Raw genomic sequence first — 16,118 nt, 5'->3', positions numbered from 1 at the left:
AAGTGAATTACAGAGCGGGATGAGTGCCTTTAGGGGCTTCATCCTGATTTTGTTGAGTGCGCAGGCCAGCAGCCAATTCTTTGTTGATGTTGATCAGCACATCAAGTTTGCGCGCCTCGGGATTAGCCAAAGTCGACATGGTGTGGTTCATCACGAAGATGCCCAAATTGGCAACATTTTGCTTGATCAATGTTGGCAAAGGGTTCTCATCGCTGGTCACCGAAGTCATGAACACTGTCCACAATTTGCGGTTATAGGTCAGCGCACCGTCTAACTCTGGCTTTTTATTGTCCCAATCATCACGAATACGCTGCAATTGTGCAGCCGACTTGGAAAGCAATGAGGCTTCCAGTTCGCGTGGACTAGCTGTTTTCTTGGCTGTCTGTTGGTACGCCAAAGCCGCCTGTTGTTGCATCGCCGATCAGCTCCCGTTCGTATTCGATCAGTTTTTTGGCTTTCTTCAAGGCTTTATAAAGCGAACCAGTTAATATCTCATTATTAATCTCATCAACAATTGCAGTCATTGATGGAGCTGCTTTTACTAAGTCATTGACAAGAATGAAATATTCGTCCTGAACTTTATCAACGTCATCATCAAGATACATTAATTGCACAGCAAAATAGACGCGTTTTGCCGGGGAGGAGGCTTCCTCCACCCTCATAATGTCCTTTTCGCGCAGAATCGGGGATCTGCCTGAGACATATAGCCGTGTGCGCTGATCCGAATTGGTGATCACACAATCGCCGACAATAAGCCGCTCTTTCGGCTTCAATTCAACTTTTAGGGCCATCTCGTCCTCTTAAAGGTTACGCGGAACGCTTTAAGTTTGATCTTACTGGAAGAGTCTTAAAACGTTCTGATCTGCCTGCGATGCCATTGAAAGGGCGGTGGAGGACAATTGCTGACGGGTCTGCAACGCCAATAGGTTCGCGCCTTCTTCATTGGTATCGGCCAAAGTCAGCATATCCGCACCAGTGGCCAAAGTGGAAATCATTTGTTTGGTAAAATTGGTGCGGTTTTCCACTACGGTCAAATTGGTGCCGAAGGTTGACGCCTGATCACGCAGCAAATTCAGAGACTCCGTGATGTCGTTCAACACGGCATTGACCAAAGATTCAGTATCAAAAGAGCCTTGCACATAGCCTGTGCCGGTTACGGTGGCCATGTCACTTGTTGTGTTCGTATCGTCCAGCGTGAAGTTGCCGCCTGCTGTGGTGATGGTGACTGTTGTGCCATCGGAAGAGGCTGTCACATCGGGAATAGCGTCCAAGGCATTGATGATGTCTGCCGCCGTGGTGGTGGCTTCATATTCAATGGTGTAGGTTTCTGAACCAATGGTCAGGGTCAAAGTGTCACCCGCCTCGCGGCCAGCGATAAGGTTTGCCTCTGTGACCGTGCCGGTGGAGGAGGTGCCGGTGGTGAGATCGCTTAGGCCCAAAAAGGTTGTTGTGTCTGTCAGATCGATAGCTTCGATGATCAGCTTTGAGGTGCTGTCTTCATTAAAGACAACGGCCAAATCATTGCCAGGGCCTGCAAGAAGGTTTTTGCCATTATAGCCAGCATCGCGTGCCAAATCTTCGATTTGTTGCAGCAAGCTATTATATTCATTGGCGAAAACGCGACGGTCTTCAATTTTATTGGTTTGGTTGGCTTGGTTGGCTTTTGCCTTTGCAGCTTCAACCAAATTCACGATGTTGGTGATACCCGTATCAGCAGCCTTCAAGGTTTGTACGCCTTGGCCCATGGAATCGAGCAGGCTACCCAAATCTGTAGCGCGGCTGTTTAGACCCTGAGATGTAAAGAATGAGTTCGGATTATCGAGCGCTGAATTGACCTTAAGGCCAGTAGCCAAGCGATTCTGGGTGCGGCCCATTAGATCCGCTGTGCGCTGTAGCGACAAAAGGTTCTGCCGTACGGACTGTGATAGGGTGATATCTTTCATCGCGAACCATCCTTCCTGGAGTTGTTAATAGAGTCTTGCCACGATTCTTGATGACAATGAATTGTTAACCTTACCGAAAGGTTAACGCATATTAACAGAATGGTTCAAATTGGGTCGGTTGGTGCGATTTTCCACAGTTTGCGCGGCAAAAATTGCCTATTCGTGATGGATAAATAAAAAAGGCGCCGAAAAATTCGACGCCTTCTTTGAAGAAATAGCTCGATGAGCTGATTTATGTTGCGTCTTAACCGAACAGACGCAGCACCGCTTGGTCCGCCTGCGAGGCGAAGGAGAGCGAGGTTGATGCCAATTGTTGACGTGTCTGCAACGCCAGCAAGTTCGCGCCTTCCTCATTGGTGTCAGCAAGGGTGAGCTTGCCTGCACCTTCTTCCAAAGTGTTGATCAAACGCTTTGTGAAGTTCTGACGGTTTTCAACCACGGTGAGGTTGGTACCGAATGTGGATGCTTGTGAGCGCAATGTTGATAATGCAGTGCTCAATGTGTCTAGTGATGCACTGATTGACGTGTCGGTGTCGAAGGTGCCTTCAACGTAACCAGAGCCAGTTTGTGTAGCTAGGTCAGCTGTTGTATCGGTATCGTCAATTACGATGTCGCCGGCTGCGGATGTAATTGAAATTGTTGTGCCGTCCGTGGATGCTTCCACGCCGTCAATCGCATTAAGAGCAGTGATGACATCTTCAGCAGTTGTGCCAGCACCATAATCGATTGTTGCAACATTTGAACCACCAACTGTTACAGTCAATGTATCACCTGCTTCGTCGCCACCTTCAAGATCTGATTCGGCAATGCTCAACGTGCCGCTGGTACCTACGGTGAGGTCCGCAAGGCCAAGTGCGCCTGAAGTATCTGTGTAATCAACAGCATCAATGGTGATGGAGGAAGTGCCGTCTTCGTTGAAGATAACAGACAAATCGTTGCCGGCACCCGCAAGCAAGTTTTTGCCCTTATAACCAGCATCTTTCGCCAAGTCTTCGATCTGGGTCAGAAGGTCGTTATATTCTTGGGCGAAGCGGCGGCGATCTTCAATCTTGTTGGATTGCAGCGCTTGGTTGGCTTTACCTTTAGCTGCTTCAACAAGTTTTGTGATGGCTTGAATGCCATCATCAGCTGCCTTAAGGGTTTGAACGCCCTGGCCCATATCATCCAACAGCCCACTTAGATCAGAAGCGCGGTTGTTCAATGCAGATGCGGTAAAGAATGAGTTTGGGTTATCCAGCGCAGAGTTAACTTTAAGACCTGTTGCCAAACGGTTTTGCGTTTTCGACATCAAGTCTGCTGTGCCTTGCAGTGAAAGTAGGTTTTGCCGCACTGCAGCGGACAAGTGGATCATAGTCAAAGTTCTATTCCTTCATGGTTTCTAAGGCCCGATTCTGGGGCACTTATGATCATGCCGGAACATGGTTAATCGAAGTTTAACTGGCCGTGCAAAATGCGGATTTTGTTGCAAAATGCGAAAAATAGTTCAGGCAATAAAAAAGGCGAGCCGAGGCTCGCCTAATAAATCTTCTATATTTTTCAACTTATTAGAATAGTCGAAGCACGTTCTGGTCTGCCTGAGAGGCGAAGGAGAGGGATGTTGAAGACAATTGTTGGCGCGTTTGCAATGCGAGTAAGTTCGCACCCTCTTCATTGGTGTCCGCAAGTGTGAGTTTGCCCGCACCTTCTTGCAAAGTGTTGATCAAGGACTTTGTGAAATTCTGACGGTTTTCAACAACGGTCAAATTTGTGCCGAAAGTCGATGCTTGTGAGCGCAATGTGTTCAGTGCGGTATTGAGCTTGTCCAGTTCAGCATTAATGATCTCGTCTGTCTCAAACATGGTCGAGCCAGCAACGCTTGGTGCGTAGTTTGAGGACGTCTCGTCAAATCCATATGGCGAGGGTGGGCCACCACTAACTCTCGAAAGCACGCGAATGTCGTGGTCTTCAAATGAGATTGTCAGCTGGCCACTTCCAGAATCGAAGGACGCTGAGAGCCCTGCGATACCAGCGGAATTGATTTCTGTTTCGACATTGCTGGCGGTATCATTCGCACTTGCACCGGCATTGAGATCCAGCCCAGGATAAGGGGTGACGTCAGTTGTGTATGCGTCGTCAGTTATATATATGTCGTTGCCAGTGAATCCAGTTGCTGCTGCGTGAAGATCTGCGGCCGAAATTGTGACAGATCCCGGCACGCTTGGTGTCGTTGGACCGTCAACTTGCTCAACAAGCCCGAGACTTGATGCTACATCTGTATAGTTCACAGCGCTAATATCAAGCTTGCTCCTGCCGTCCTCATTGAACACAACGTCCAAATCGTTGCCGGTGCCTGCGAGCAAATTCTTGCCATTGTAGCCCGCGTCTTTGGCGAGTTGTTCAATCTGGCCGAGCAGTTCGTTATATTCTGTGGCAAATTTTGAGCGATCAGCTGTGCTTGACGATTGTAAGGCCTGATTGGCTTTGCCTTTAGCCGCCTCCACAAGCTTGGTGATAGACTTAATGCCTTCATCTGCTGCTTTTAGGGTCTGGATGGATTGACCCATATCATCCAAAAGGCCACCAAGGTCATTGGATCTATTGTTAAGCGCCGATGCGGTGAAAAAAGAGCTTGGATTGTCCAACGCCGAATTCACCTTCAAGCCGGTGGCGAGGCGATTTTGCGTTTTTGACATCATGTCAGCGGTAGATTGTAGCGACAATAGATTTTGCCGAACCGCCGAGGAAAGCTGGATGTTACTCATATAATCTTCTGATTATCCCCCGAAATGTCCATTCTGGACGCGGTTACATTATGTTTCAGGCGGTTAATGAGCGGTTAATGAAAAGGGTAAGTGACTATATAATAATAAAAAATGGGCGGTGCATGATCCGCACACCGCCCATTGCGATAAAGTACGCAATACTAAATTCTTTATCCTTAGAACAAACGCAACACGTTCTGATCTGCCTGAGAGGCGAAAGAAAGTGACGTAGAGGAGAGCTGTTGACGTGTTTGCAACGCCAGCAAGTTCGCGCCTTCTTCGTTGGTGTCAGCCAATGTTAATTTGCCTGCACCTTCTTCCAAAGTGTTGACCAAACGAGTTGTGAAGTTTTGACGGTTTTCGACCACAGTCAGGTTTGTACCGAATGTAGACGCCTGAGACCGCAATGTGTTCAAGGCAGTATTCAACGCTGTCAAAGAGTCGTTGATTGAGGTGTCGCTGTCGAATGAACCGGCAACATAGCCCGAACCAGTTTGGGTGGCTAGGTCAGCTGTTGTGTCGGTGTCGTCAATGACAATGTCACCATTTTCGGATGTGATCGAAATTGTGGTCCCGTCGGTGGAGGCGGTAACACCATCAATTGCGTTCAAAGCTGTGATCACGTCTTCAGAAGTTGTGCCAGCGCCATAGTCGATTGAACCAACAGATGAACCACCAACAGTTACTGTGAGTGTGTCGCCTGCTTCGTCACCACCTTCAAGGTCGGATTCAGCAATGCTCAATGTGCCGCTTGTGCCGATAGTAAGGTCTGAAAGCCCTAGTGCGCCTGAAGTGTCAGTGTAGTCAACAGCAGAAACACTCAAAGATGAGGTGCCGTCTTCATTGAAGATTACCGACAAGTCGTTGCCGGTGCCTGCCAAAAGGTTTTTGCCAGAATAGCCGGCATCTTTCGCCAAGTCTTCGATCTGGGTCAAAAGCTCATTGTACTCAGTAGCAAATTTGCGACGATCGGCAGTTGAAGAGGATTGCAAAGCTTGGTTGGCTTTACCTTTCGCAGCTTCCACAAGTTTCGTGATCGATTGAATGCCTTCATCAGCTGCTTTAAGTGTTTGAACGGACTGGCCCATATCGTCCAAAAGATTGGTCAAATCGCCAGCACGGTTGTTCAACGAAGAAGCAGTGAAGAATGAACCCGGATTGTCGAGCGCAGAGTTGACTTTAAGGCCAGTTGCAAGACGGTTTTGGGTTTTTGACATAAGGTCAGCTGTGTTTTGCAACGACAAAAGGTTTTGCCGAACAGCTGAAGAGAGTTGGATACTCATATTACTTCCTTTTCTAGGTACTCAAGTTCCTTCCTGGAACACCTCGAAAATGAACGAATATGCCTAATGAACGATTAATGAGAAAAAAAGCATAAAAAAAGACGGGCCGAAGCCCGTCTTTCCGAAAAGGATTTGTCTGATCTTCTTACAGCAAACGCAATACGTTTTGGTCTGCTTGTGAAGCGAAAGACAATGAAGTAGATGCCAATGTTTGACGTGTTTGCAACGCCAACAAGTTCGCGCCTTCTTCGTTGGTATCGGCCAAAGTCAGTTTGCCCGCACCTTCAGAAAGTGTGTTGATCATTGACTTGGTAAAGTCTTGACGGTTTTCAACAACTGTCAAGTTTGTACCGAATGTTGAAGCTTGTGACCGCAATGTGCCCAAAGCAGATGTCAATGAATCCAAAGTGGCATTGATTGAAGTGTCACTATCGAATGAGCCAGCAACAAATCCTGAACCTGTTTGTGTTGCAAGGTCAGCAGTTGTGTCAGTGTCGTCGATAACGATGTCACCGTTTTCAGAAGTGATCGAGATGGTTGTACCATCTGTTGATGCTGTGATGCCGTCGATAGCATTCAAAGCAGTGATAACTTCTTCAGAAGTGGTGCCTGCACCATAGTCGATTGAACCAACAGATGAACCACCAACAGTTACTGTGAGTGTGTCGCCTGCTTCGTCGCCACCTTCTAGGTCAGATTCTGCAATGCTCAAAGTGCCGCTTGTGCCAACGGTCAAGTCAGAAAGGCCAAGAGCTGCTGATGTGTCTGTGTAATCAACCGCAGAGATGTCCAACTTAGATGTGCCATCTTCGTTGAAGACCACTGAAACGTCGTTGCCTGTACCTGCCAACAGGTTTTTGCCTGAGTAGCCAGAGTCTTTAGCAAGTGTTTCGATCTGGTTGAGAAGTTCGTTATATTCGCCAGCAAACTTACGACGGTCAGCTGTTGAAGATGACTGCAATGCTTGGTTTGCTTTCGCCTTTGCCGCTTCTGCGAGCTTGGTGATCGCTTGAATACCTTCGTCAGCAGCTTTCAAAGTTTGAACAGCCTGGCCTTGGTCATCCAACAAAGATGAAAGGTCAGAAGCGCGTGAGTTCAAAGATTGTGCTGTGAAGAAAGAACCTGGATTGTCCAACGCAGAGTTAACTTTCAAACCAGTTGAAAGGCGGTTCTGTGTTTTGCTGAGAAGATCAGCAGTGCCTTGAAGGGCGGTGAGGTTCTGACGTACTGCAGCTGATAGTTGAATAGCCATGATACTAAATACTCCATTCTGGCTTACAAACGGGCCTTCCTGGCCCGCGTTTCAAATGAAAAGTTTAAGTCATTTCTTTGACCGCCACTTCCCGCGATATCCCCATAAACCACCGATCAAGTGAACTAAACCTTAATCGGGCAGCCTGAGGAATTCCTATGGTAAACCGCTGTTTAATTGGCATGGTTAACAGCGATTTTACAAACACTTAGCCTTTAATCGTCTCCAATGCGCGCAGCAGATCAGGTGAGGGGACCCAACGGCGATTGATCATCCGTGGAAAATCAATATGTCCTGGCTCACCCTCTTCCGCGTTCGCAGCGAGAGAGGCTTCAAATAATAAACTTGCTGGTGCTGCTGGTCCCACTAGTTTTGGGATGTCTGGCAGCCCGTCGTCGGCAACTGGATTAACGCGTTGCGGGTTCGAAGGTGGCGCTGCTTGTTCGCTGCCAACCTGCGCTTTAGTACTCGCCGCATCCTGCGACTTATAATCCTGTTGAGGGCGTGCGTTGCCACTAAGGGCTGCGCCGCCTTGAAAACCGGCGGCAGATTCTATTCTGACGGTCACGGCTCTTCTCCATGAAAATTCTCGGCATTTCTTGCCTCATTGCATCATGGAGAAGAGAGATTGCGTATAAGTAATTTGGAATGATGTTATTTAAATATAATTTGAACTAACTTGTCTTGTTAATAGAGACGCCTTGTAAACTCTGCGCCTTCTGCCCGTGCGCACCATTGCCGCCATAGGTTTTTGGCTTTTGCGCTTGGCCGAGTTGTGCAGCGACATCGCCGATGATCTCTTCAGACAAAGTTTTTGCCGTGGCCAGCACGCGCATATTTTCTGCCATCTGGGTGGCGAGGGCTGTTTGGTGCTTTTGCAATTCCATCAGCAAATGCGGCGCGGTTTCTTTCAACAATTTGGCATTGTGTTGAATGGCGCGGGCAAGGCCGACATATTTTTGTGCAAGCTCAGCCTTAGGAGCAGCCAGCTCGCTGGCCTCCAATAGACGGCCTGCACGCAGCAATGTGGTCTCATTATTCATGATGTCCACGAGCTTTGTCAGCGTTTCATGCGCATCCGCACAAACTTCTTCCGGCGTGCCGGGCAAAGGCATTGCAGGATTTTTGGCCAATGTTTGTGCTCTTAACTGATGTGGGGTCATTGTTGATACGCTCCTGCTACTAAGGCCGGGTTCGGCTGGGCCGCTGGTTGCGGCAAGTTGATTGATTGTTGTGAGAGAATAAGATCGCGCAAAATATCGTCTGCGAGACCAATGCCGCCATTGCCGGCCATGTTTTTCGCATATTCTTCGCCAAGCATGCCGCGCCATGTTTCTTCGGCATAGCCGCCGCCAAACATGTCTTCTGTGTCGGAGGCTTTGGTCATTTCACTCATCAGCGTGTTGAGAAACACGCCTTCTAGTTCAACAGACTTTTCTTTCAAAGACGCGAATTGGGCGTCGGTCATGTTGTGTGGTTTTTGAACTGGGTAATAAACGTTCGACATTAGATCACCTCAATTTCAGCTTGCAGAGCGCCAGCGGCTTTGATGGCTTGCAAGATCGAGATCAAATCCCGTGGTGAAATGCCCAGCGCATTCAGACCATCAACGAGTTCTTGCAAGGTGACCGTTTCATTCAATGTGGCGAGACTGCTGTCTACTTGATCGACCTGAATTTCAGTGCGCGGCACCACTACGGTTTGGCCGTTGGTGAGTGGGTTTGGCTGATCTACTTGTGGGTCTTCGGTGATGGTGACGGTGAGGTTTGATTGCGCGATGGCCACAGTTGAAACGCGTACATTGCGCCCCATCACCACAATGCCGGAATTTTCATCAATCACAATTTTGGCAGGCAGGTCCGGGGTAATGACCAATTGCTCAATATCAGTGATCAGATCGACAATATTGCCATTAAAGCCACGGGGCAGTGTGAGGTTTACTGTGGCGTTGTCTAGCGGTACGGCTGTTGGCATGCCAATCAAATTGTTGATGGCGAGGGCAATACGACGAGCCGTTGTGAAATCTGGATTGCGCAAAGCTAGGCGCACTGCGCGGCGGGCGCCAAGATCAAAATCAACTTCACGTTCGATCAATGCGCCATCAGAAATCCGTCCGGTAGTGGGGACACCGGAAATAACAGTTGCGCCATCGCCTTCGGCTTGGAAGCCGTTGATCGCGATGGGGCCTTGTGCAATGGCGTAAACTTCGCCATCAGCGCCCATCAATGGGGTGACCAGCAATGTGCCGCCTTGTAGGCTTTTGGCATCGCCCAAGGCGGAAACCGAAACGTCTAGGCGTGAACCTTGGGTGGAGAAGGCTGGTAGGTTGGCGGTGACCATAACGGCGGCAACGTTCGCCGTGCGCATATTGGTGCCGCGGGTGTTGACACCCATGCGCTCCAGCATGGCAGTCAGGCTTTGGCGGGTGAAGGGCGCATTGTTGAGCCCATCGCCCGTGCCATTGAGGCCAACAACTAGGCCATAGCCAACCAATTGGTTTTCGCGCACGCCTTCAATATTGACAATATCTTTAATGCGAGCGGCTTGGGTTGGCGCGCAGAGCAAAAGTAGCGCTAGCCCGATTGTTCCCCATTTTGTCGCGATTGCAAAAATTGCTTTCATCATTTTCCCCATTTCTGTCCGGCCCCATTCCCCAATCGGGCACGGTCTGCCAACATAAATGCGAAATCTGTGCCAACTTCGGATGTGTTGGGCTAAATTTATGATTTAATTGAATAAAATTAGATCGGGCGTGTGGGTTCTTTTGTTTTGTGCTGGAAAATGATAGATTTTGTAGGTAAATAGTGCCCATCATCTGATTTGGATGGTAAAGGTTGGGCAGAAATTGCCGACTGGATTGTTTTAGGTTTTTAAATGCGCATTACAGACACCAACAGAACCAGCCGCACTGCGCCGAAAAAGGCCGCTAAAGGGCAACCTGCTGGGCAAAAATTTGCCGTGAGTGATGACAACACCACGCAGCAAGTGCGTCACCATGCGACTGTTGAAGATGTGGGCAGTGTTGATGCGCTGCTGGCATTGCAAAGTGTTGAAGATCCAGTGCTGGCCAAAAAGAAGAGCATTAAGCGCGGGCACCAGCTTTTAGACGGGTTGGAGCGCCTTAAAACTGACCTGTTGGTGGGGCGTGTAAGTGAGGCGCGGCTCAACAATATGCTCAAGATGCTGAAAAATGCGCCCAATGTTGATGATCCTGCCTTGCAAGAGGTGATCGACGACATTGAACTGCGTGTTCAAGTAGAACTGGCCAAACTTGATCGGCTCTAATGCCGAAATTCCTTCAAATTTGTGGATAAGTCCGCGTCATCTTACCGTCATCATAATTGACTAGAGGGCTATGCAATTAGCGGCTTGCCGCCTAGGCCATTGGCGACTATATATGGCCCACATTAGTTGAGGGAGTAAGACTCAATGTCTATGGACTTGGAACGCGAAATTACTGCACCAGATATGGAAGCGCAGGAATTTGACAACTATCGTCCGAGCGAGGACGAAGAGTTCATGAATCCAAAACAGTTGGCCTATTTTCGCCGCAAGCTGTTGGCGTGGAAAAATGATATTTTGCGCGAGAGCAAGGAAACATTGGACGCCTTGCAGGAAGAAAGCCAAAACCATCCTGATATTGCTGACCGTGCATCTTCAGAAAGCGATCGGGCGCTTGAATTGCGGACGCGGGACCGTCAGCGCAAATTGATCTCTAAAATTGATGCTGCGCTGAAGCGGGTTGATGATGGTTCTTATGGCTATTGCGAAGAGACTGGGGAGCCGATTGGCTTGGCCCGGTTGGACGCACGGCCAATTGCAACCTTGTCGCTTGAAGCGCAAGAAAAGCATGAACGGCGCGAAAAAGTTTACCGCGACGATTAAGCGTGTCTTTTAATCGCTTGATTTGACTTATATATAAAAGATAGGACAAACTAGATAAGTGTCTTATCTGACGTGTTGACGGCAGTTTTGAGTTGGCACAAAGATATTGAGTTGAGCGTGGTAATTGAGGGTTGGCGCTATGACAGCACATGCTGGGCGAAAGGTGGAGGGGCAGCAGCCGATGGCGGCTGTGACGCAACCTCAAGCCATATCGCCAGAAAGCTGGCCCATTTCTCAACCATATGATGTGGTTTTTTATCGCTCACGCGGCCCGAAAAGTCGCGTGAACGTTACTTTTCAGCATGCATTTGATTTTGATGCGTTCAAATCTTCCCGGAAATTCACCCATTGTGCGCTGGTTGGTTCAGAGCTGACGGCAGTTGAAGCCTATCCCCGCGCGGTGAAGGGCTATTACACCGATATGCTCCACCCTGGTGGCGTACGCTTTGTGCCGGTGATTGACCTTTGCTACGACAGCAAAAAGCGTTATCGCGACTTTATGGTGTTGCGCTGTCCGGATTTGCGCTCGCCAGATACATTTTTTGGTGCGGAAAGCATGATGAGTGCTTGGCGCTATATTGAATCTAAATATAGCTTGCGCCGTTTTGTTGGCTTTGGCCGTGGGCCAAAAGACAATCAAAATGCTAAGCAGATCAAAGAGTGGCTTTCCTGCTCTGATCTCGTGTTGAAGATTTTGGCCGATTCTGGCCGGTTCGGCATGAAGTTCCGGGAGCGGACGACACCATCTGGCCTTGTGGCGCAATTGAAAATGCGGGGCTGGCAGGATGTAACTGCTGATTATGCGCCCGAGCGATTTGAGATTAAATCGCGGCAATATATGCAGCGTTTTGGCCTGTCTGGCGCCAATCGGGCAGGGGTGGATATTTTCGCTTTGAAGATGGCGTGGAACCTCGGCACTTTCGGTCAATCGATCCAGCGCCAGCAATATATGGTGGAAGAATATATCAACCGCCGCCTTTCTAATTTGTGGCACCATGACCCGGAAGCTAAAAGCTTTTTGGAGCGGTTTACCGCGGATCATGCCATGGGCGTGCTCAAGCAAATTCGATCAATGCGGGCGGATGATTTTGGCGATCATATTGATCCTTTGTTGGCTGAGCTGTCGCAAAAACGGCATTTTTTGAAATAGCCAAAATTCCATTTCTCGAAACGATGTGCGGAACTGAATGACGCCCTTTTGCGTTGATCTGTTGTGAAATCGCGTTTGCAGTTTGGCGCTGTGCCAAGTTGAAGCGCGCAACGAACAGAGGCTCACATGTCTGAAAAAGATCATTATATCCAGAAAGCAAAAGCGAAGCTTGATCAATGGGATGCGGAAATCCGCAAAAAGAAGGCTGAGCTGGATGAAGCAGATGCAGATCGCAAGATCGAGCAGGAAAAAGAATTGGACCAAATGTGCGCCAAGCGCGATGACGCTCAGTCCAAATTGGATGAGTTGCGCGATGCGAGCGACGATGCTTGGCAAGATATGAAAGGCGGTTTCGACCAAGCGTGGGATAATATTTCCAACGCATTTGAACGGGCGAAAGCGCGATTTAACTAAAATAAGATTGCTTGAACTATCCATTTGAACACGGCGTGCACAATGTGCACGCCATTTTTGTTATGGCATATTTGCGTTTGTTTGCTTCGCCGTATCCACGGTTTCGTAGTCTGTGTTTCTATGATTTTTCAAGATTTACGATATGGCCGAGCATTTTTTGGGTCAGGGCATTGAGTTGGGAGACTTCTTCAGAGGAGAGGCTTGCCAGCAGGCGGGCTTCATTGTCGATATGTTTGGGGACAATCTCATCAATCAAGGATTTGCCTTTGGCCGTGAGGGCTACAAGATTTGAGCGCCGGTCATTGGGATTGGGGCGACGTTCGATAAGTTCCGCTTTTTCTAACTTATCGATACGATTGGTCATGCCGCCGGAGGAGACCATTGTGGCCTCATAAAGGGCGGTGGGCGAGAGGGCGTGTGGGGCGCCGGCGCGTCTTAGTGTGGCCAAAACGTCAAATTCGCCAGGTTGCAATCCAAATTTTGCGAACAGGGGATCAATGTGATCACGTTGCGCGCGCAGCGCCAATTCGGCAATGCGCCCAAGGGTTTCCATGGGAATGGTGTCAAGTTCTGGGCGTTCTTTTTGCCATTGTTTAGCAGCGTGAGCAGCGCGATCCATATTTAAGCCTTTATCTTAATATCAAGATACTTTATGGTAAGATAAATTTGAATTCAAACGGAATATGAGTATGGCTAACCTGTCGCAAAATCCAACCGCCAATCTTAACTCGTCCCCAAAGGTGACGTTTTGGCAGCAGTTCGACCTCGGCATGCTGGTGCTTTTGCTGATTGTTGGCTTTTTTATGGGGCTTACTGCTGTGTTGGGCAAAGTGGCAATCAATACGGGATGGACACCATCAATTTATCTCGCACATACCGCGCTGGGTGGTGGTTTGCTGTTGTTGATTATTACAAGATCTTTGGGGCAATGGGCGCAATTTGACCTGTCGGATTGGCGTTATAATTTTATCTCTGGCCTGTTTTTTGTGGTGCCAAACCTGATGTTTTTCTTTGCTGTCCGGCATGTGGGCGCGGGCTTTATCGCCTTTGCCACAGCTTTTGCGCCAGTACTCACCTTCTTCATTGCGGTTGCGATTGGGGATGATCGCTTTTCGCTTGGCAAGATTTTAGGTGTCGGCATGGCCCTGACTGGCGGAATTTTGCTGGCTTTGGGCAAATTGACCGACACGAGTATTGCGCCATTGTGGATCGCGATAAGCCTGTTTGGCCCCGTGTTCTTGGCATTCGGCAATATTTTCCGGTCGCGCTTTTGGCCAACTGGCGTTGCGCCCTTATTGTTGGCGCCATGGATGCTGATCACGGCCGGACTTTATAGCTATGGGTTTGCTTTTGTGACGGGTTCATGGTCGGCGGCGGATGTGTCCAGCGCTGGATATTTGGTGATGGGGGCGCAGATTTTGTGCTTTGCGGCGGGCTTTGGCTTTTACTTTGTGCTGCAAAAACGCGGCGGTCCGGTTTATCTGAGTCAAATTGGTCCGGTGATTGCCCTGGTTGGTGCGCTGTTGGCAGCGACTTTCCTGCAAGAGCAACTGACGCTTTTGGTTTTGCTTGGGGGCGCGGCAGTGATCGCAGGTGTGGTGATTTTCAATGCCGCCAATTTTGGCAAGAAATAAGCCAAGCGTTAAAAACAAAAAGGGCGCGACCAAATTGGGGAAAGTCGCGCCCTTTGGGGAAGGGCTGACCGCAAATTGGGGAAGCGATCAGCCGATTTTATGGTGCCTTAGAAGGGGAGAATGGCGTCCATAAATTGCTGGCCATAGCGTGGCTGCTGCACATCGGTGATTTGTCCGCGGCCGCCATATGAGATGCGGGCCTGTGCAATTTTCTCGGAAGGAATGGTGTTGTTGGCACCGATATCTTCTGGGCGAACCACGCCAGCGATGATCAAGTCGCGGACTTCGAAATTCACCCGAACTTCCTGCCGACCTTCGATGACCAAGTTGCCGTTTGGCAAAACCTGCACCACCACCGCGGCCACAGATGTGTCCAAAGTTTCAGAACGGTTTACAGAGCCGTCGCCTGTGTCAGCAGAGCCAGAGCTCAACTCGATTGCGCCATTGGCAGAAACGTCTGGCACCACTGAGTTGAAGATGGAGCCAACCACTCCGCCTGCGCCTGCATCATTTGTGCTGGTGCGTGAGCGAGATGTTTTGTTGGCGATTTGGGCTTTGTCCGCGATGGTAACGTCCACAGTAAGGATATCGCCCACTTTGCTGGCGCGTTGATCTTTGAAAAAGCCGCGCTTGCCAGAGATGAACAATGAGTTTGGCTGGTAGGCCACTTTTTCAGGTTCTGGCATAGGCATAGACACTGGCTTATAGCCTGCTTTTGCCTGCGGGTTTTCAATGGCAGTCAATGATGGTGCCTTGCCGATATTTGCAATTCGATTGGCCGTTGTACATGCGGTGAGTGATGCGCCAAGTGCGATCAAAGTGATGATTTGAAGCAGTTTCATTTTGGTTGCTCCTAGTTAACTGTCGCGACTTTGGCGGGACCATTTGAAATGGTCACAGCGCCGGCGCCAGTGACGATGCCCTGAATTGGCTTATTGGACATCAGATTGAGAACGGTGACAGGCTCGTTAAGGGCTGCAGATTGCATGGCCTTTGCCTTCACAGTGAGGGTGAGTGCGCCTTTTTGGAAATAAAGGGTCACAAGTTCGTTGCGGCTAATTAGATCTGGCTCGGTCACATCAGCGACACGAAGCGGGCTGCCGCCGCGCAGGGCGCGGGTTAGGCTTTTGCCCACCAGTTCTTCAATGTGCAGAACGCCTTGTGAGCGCACCAATTGTTCAGAAGCTGGGCGCATTTCAATGTCGCTCAACTGCAAGATTTCGCCTTTGCCCTTGGTTTGGGTCAAGAAGGGTGCTTCGACCATGATGTCGATCCGGCCATTCAATTGCAGCGGCTGGCTGTGACCAGCCAAGGCCAAGCGGGCGGCGAATGTGCGGGTGTTTGGACCAACTTCAAAGTCCAGCACCATCACAGGATTGTCGGATGCGCTGTCTGCAAAGATGGTGTTGAGCGCTGCATTCAACCGAACTTGAGCTGTTTCACCTTCCAGAAGTAATTCACGCGCCATCAATTCTTCATTGACGAGCTGGTTGATGTAGCCCGCGTCAACTTTAACGCCTGCGCGTTCAACCCGAACTTGGGAAAGACCTGCAGTGTCGTAATTGGCAAAGCCTGCCCGCTGCGCGGCCAAGTGAATGGAGGTGAGGGGCACAGCGCCAACCGTGCCGGGCGCGGGGCTGCGGAACAAAGGTGTTTCAGCATGCACACCAGCATTGTTGAACATGTCGCCCACGGTGACCACTTTTGTATCCACCAACACAGAAGGTTTAAGCACTGGCATGGCCAATGCGCTTTGCGCCATAAGTGCGGCGGTGAGGGCCAGAACAGATTTGCTAAGAGATTTGAACATGATCTC

General features: G+C 49.5%; 19 protein-coding genes. 5 read left to right on the top strand and 14 right to left on the bottom strand.

The genetic code is table 11. From position 1 onward, the window contains the following. Positions 1 to 7 precede the first annotated feature (7 nt). The 11 genes from flaF to ATL17_RS03390 all read right to left on the bottom strand — a co-directional run bounded on the left by flaF (position 8) and on the right by ATL17_RS03390 (position 9,844). Complete coding sequence (gene flaF / locus ATL17_RS03440) at positions 8 to 415, bottom strand: flagellar biosynthesis regulator FlaF (RefSeq protein WP_133571369.1); 408 nt, start codon at positions 413 to 415, stop codon at positions 8 to 10. Further along, positions 363 to 791 (bottom strand): flagellar biosynthesis repressor FlbT, encoded by a 429-nt coding sequence (gene flbT, locus ATL17_RS03435; protein WP_133571368.1) that lies wholly within the window; start codon positions 789 to 791, stop codon positions 363 to 365. Before flbT ends, flaF begins: the two co-directional genes overlap by 53 nt. Positions 792 to 833: 42 nt before the next feature. Further along, positions 834 to 1,943 (bottom strand): flagellin, encoded by a 1,110-nt coding sequence (locus ATL17_RS03430; protein WP_133571367.1) that lies wholly within the window; start codon positions 1,941 to 1,943, stop codon positions 834 to 836. A 244-nt stretch (positions 1,944 to 2,187) separates the two neighbouring features. Continuing rightward, positions 2,188 to 3,300 carry a flagellin N-terminal helical domain-containing protein gene (locus ATL17_RS03425; protein ID WP_133571366.1) on the bottom strand — a complete coding sequence of 371 codons (1,113 nt, stop codon included), beginning with the start codon at positions 3,298 to 3,300 and terminating at the stop codon, positions 2,188 to 2,190. A gap of 187 nt (positions 3,301 to 3,487) precedes the next feature. Further along, entirely contained in the window at positions 3,488 to 4,684 is a 1,197-nt protein-coding gene (locus ATL17_RS03420; RefSeq protein WP_133571365.1) for a flagellin N-terminal helical domain-containing protein, read from the bottom strand. Positions 4,685 to 4,860: 176 nt separating this feature from the next. Further along, a complete protein-coding gene (locus ATL17_RS03415; RefSeq protein WP_133571364.1) occupies positions 4,861 to 5,967 on the bottom strand; it encodes a flagellin N-terminal helical domain-containing protein in 1,107 nt (368 codons plus the stop codon). 145 nt (positions 5,968 to 6,112) lie between these two features. Further along, positions 6,113 to 7,219, bottom strand: coding sequence for a flagellin N-terminal helical domain-containing protein (locus ATL17_RS03410; RefSeq protein WP_208111105.1), 1,107 nt, complete (start codon positions 7,217 to 7,219; stop codon positions 6,113 to 6,115). Between the two features lie 208 nt (positions 7,220 to 7,427). Further along, positions 7,428 to 7,787, bottom strand: a complete 360-nt coding sequence (locus tag ATL17_RS03405) for a hypothetical protein (protein ID WP_133571362.1) — start codon at positions 7,785 to 7,787, stop codon at positions 7,428 to 7,430. A gap of 106 nt (positions 7,788 to 7,893) precedes the next feature. Next, positions 7,894 to 8,382 (bottom strand): hypothetical protein, encoded by a 489-nt coding sequence (locus ATL17_RS03400; RefSeq protein ID WP_133571361.1) that lies wholly within the window; start codon positions 8,380 to 8,382, stop codon positions 7,894 to 7,896. Then, positions 8,379 to 8,726 carry a rod-binding protein gene (locus tag ATL17_RS03395; RefSeq protein WP_133571360.1) on the bottom strand — a complete coding sequence of 116 codons (348 nt, stop codon included), beginning with the start codon at positions 8,724 to 8,726 and terminating at the stop codon, positions 8,379 to 8,381. Before ATL17_RS03395 ends, ATL17_RS03400 begins: the two co-directional genes overlap by 4 nt. Then, complete coding sequence (locus ATL17_RS03390) at positions 8,726 to 9,844, bottom strand: flagellar basal body P-ring protein FlgI (RefSeq protein ID WP_208111104.1); 1,119 nt, start codon at positions 9,842 to 9,844, stop codon at positions 8,726 to 8,728. The genes ATL17_RS03395 and ATL17_RS03390 overlap by 1 nt, the downstream gene beginning before the upstream one ends. Positions 9,845 to 10,093: 249 nt before the next feature. Here ATL17_RS03390 and ATL17_RS03385 point away from each other — a divergent pair, with 249 nt between their 5' ends. The 4 genes from ATL17_RS03385 (at position 10,094) to ATL17_RS03370 (ending at position 12,668) form a co-directional block, all read left to right on the top strand. Beyond that, entirely contained in the window at positions 10,094 to 10,504 is a 411-nt protein-coding gene (locus ATL17_RS03385; protein ID WP_133571359.1) for a flagellar assembly protein FliX, read from the top strand. A gap of 183 nt (positions 10,505 to 10,687) precedes the next feature. Beyond that, on the top strand, positions 10,688 to 11,104 hold the full coding sequence (gene dksA / locus ATL17_RS03380) for an RNA polymerase-binding protein DksA (protein ID WP_133572178.1): 417 nt from the start codon (positions 10,688 to 10,690) through the stop codon (positions 11,102 to 11,104). A gap of 139 nt (positions 11,105 to 11,243) precedes the next feature. After that, positions 11,244 to 12,254, top strand: a complete 1,011-nt coding sequence (locus ATL17_RS03375) for a hypothetical protein (protein WP_133571358.1) — start codon at positions 11,244 to 11,246, stop codon at positions 12,252 to 12,254. A 126-nt stretch (positions 12,255 to 12,380) separates the two neighbouring features. Further along, entirely contained in the window at positions 12,381 to 12,668 is a 288-nt protein-coding gene (locus ATL17_RS03370) for a sll1863 family stress response protein (protein ID WP_133571357.1), read from the top strand. Between the two features lie 118 nt (positions 12,669 to 12,786). Here ATL17_RS03370 and ATL17_RS03365 read toward each other — a convergent pair whose 3' ends face one another. After that, on the bottom strand, positions 12,787 to 13,287 hold the full coding sequence (locus ATL17_RS03365) for a MarR family winged helix-turn-helix transcriptional regulator (protein ID WP_133571356.1): 501 nt from the start codon (positions 13,285 to 13,287) through the stop codon (positions 12,787 to 12,789). A 70-nt stretch (positions 13,288 to 13,357) separates the two neighbouring features. Here ATL17_RS03365 and ATL17_RS03360 point away from each other — a divergent pair, with 70 nt between their 5' ends. Next, a complete protein-coding gene (locus ATL17_RS03360; protein WP_166638876.1) occupies positions 13,358 to 14,302 on the top strand; it encodes a DMT family transporter in 945 nt (314 codons plus the stop codon). Positions 14,303 to 14,409: 107 nt separating this feature from the next. On the opposite strand, the gene flgH is transcribed toward ATL17_RS03360, so the two are convergent. Further along, positions 14,410 to 15,144: a flagellar basal body L-ring protein FlgH gene (flgH, locus tag ATL17_RS03355; protein WP_133571354.1), complete on the bottom strand. Its 735-nt coding sequence runs from the start codon at positions 15,142 to 15,144 to the stop codon at positions 14,410 to 14,412. A gap of 11 nt (positions 15,145 to 15,155) precedes the next feature. Beyond that, positions 15,156 to 16,112, bottom strand: a complete 957-nt coding sequence (gene flgA, locus ATL17_RS03350) for a flagellar basal body P-ring formation chaperone FlgA (RefSeq protein ID WP_133571353.1) — start codon at positions 16,110 to 16,112, stop codon at positions 15,156 to 15,158. Between the last annotated feature and the right edge of the window lie 6 nt (positions 16,113 to 16,118).

It is taken from the genome of Maritalea mobilis (genome assembly GCF_004363175.1).
Classification (GTDB): Bacteria; Pseudomonadota; Alphaproteobacteria; order Rhizobiales; family Devosiaceae; genus Maritalea; species Maritalea mobilis.
Note: the sequence above shows the minus strand (reverse complement) of the source record. Positions and strands in the feature narration are given on the sequence as shown.

What these genes read in the sequence shown, in the direction of transcription:
- flgA (WP_133571353.1), bottom strand. Translation starts at nt 16,112, where the DNA reads ATGTTCAAATCTCTTAGCAAATCTGTTCTGGCCCTCACCGCCGCACTT.
- ATL17_RS03385 (WP_133571359.1), top strand. Translation starts at nt 10,094, where the DNA reads ATGCGCATTACAGACACCAACAGAACCAGCCGCACTGCGCCGAAAAAG.
- ATL17_RS03375 (WP_133571358.1), top strand. Translation starts at nt 11,244, where the DNA reads ATGACAGCACATGCTGGGCGAAAGGTGGAGGGGCAGCAGCCGATGGCG.
- ATL17_RS03360 (WP_166638876.1), top strand. Translation starts at nt 13,358, where the DNA reads ATGGCTAACCTGTCGCAAAATCCAACCGCCAATCTTAACTCGTCCCCA.
- ATL17_RS03410 (WP_208111105.1), bottom strand. Translation starts at nt 7,219, where the DNA reads ATGGCTATTCAACTATCAGCTGCAGTACGTCAGAACCTCACCGCCCTT.
- flbT (WP_133571368.1), bottom strand. Translation starts at nt 791, where the DNA reads ATGGCCCTAAAAGTTGAATTGAAGCCGAAAGAGCGGCTTATTGTCGGC.
- ATL17_RS03370 (WP_133571357.1), top strand. Translation starts at nt 12,381, where the DNA reads ATGTCTGAAAAAGATCATTATATCCAGAAAGCAAAAGCGAAGCTTGAT.
- ATL17_RS03430 (WP_133571367.1), bottom strand. Translation starts at nt 1,943, where the DNA reads ATGAAAGATATCACCCTATCACAGTCCGTACGGCAGAACCTTTTGTCG.
- ATL17_RS03420 (WP_133571365.1), bottom strand. Translation starts at nt 4,684, where the DNA reads ATGAGTAACATCCAGCTTTCCTCGGCGGTTCGGCAAAATCTATTGTCG.
- ATL17_RS03395 (WP_133571360.1), bottom strand. Translation starts at nt 8,726, where the DNA reads ATGTCGAACGTTTATTACCCAGTTCAAAAACCACACAACATGACCGAC.
- ATL17_RS03400 (WP_133571361.1), bottom strand. Translation starts at nt 8,382, where the DNA reads ATGACCCCACATCAGTTAAGAGCACAAACATTGGCCAAAAATCCTGCA.
- dksA (WP_133572178.1), top strand. Translation starts at nt 10,688, where the DNA reads ATGGAAGCGCAGGAATTTGACAACTATCGTCCGAGCGAGGACGAAGAG.
- ATL17_RS03415 (WP_133571364.1), bottom strand. Translation starts at nt 5,967, where the DNA reads ATGAGTATCCAACTCTCTTCAGCTGTTCGGCAAAACCTTTTGTCGTTG.
- flaF (WP_133571369.1), bottom strand. Translation starts at nt 415, where the DNA reads ATGCAACAACAGGCGGCTTTGGCGTACCAACAGACAGCCAAGAAAACA.
- flgH (WP_133571354.1), bottom strand. Translation starts at nt 15,144, where the DNA reads ATGAAACTGCTTCAAATCATCACTTTGATCGCACTTGGCGCATCACTC.
- ATL17_RS03390 (WP_208111104.1), bottom strand. Translation starts at nt 9,844, where the DNA reads ATGATGAAAGCAATTTTTGCAATCGCGACAAAATGGGGAACAATCGGG.
- ATL17_RS03365 (WP_133571356.1), bottom strand. Translation starts at nt 13,287, where the DNA reads ATGGATCGCGCTGCTCACGCTGCTAAACAATGGCAAAAAGAACGCCCA.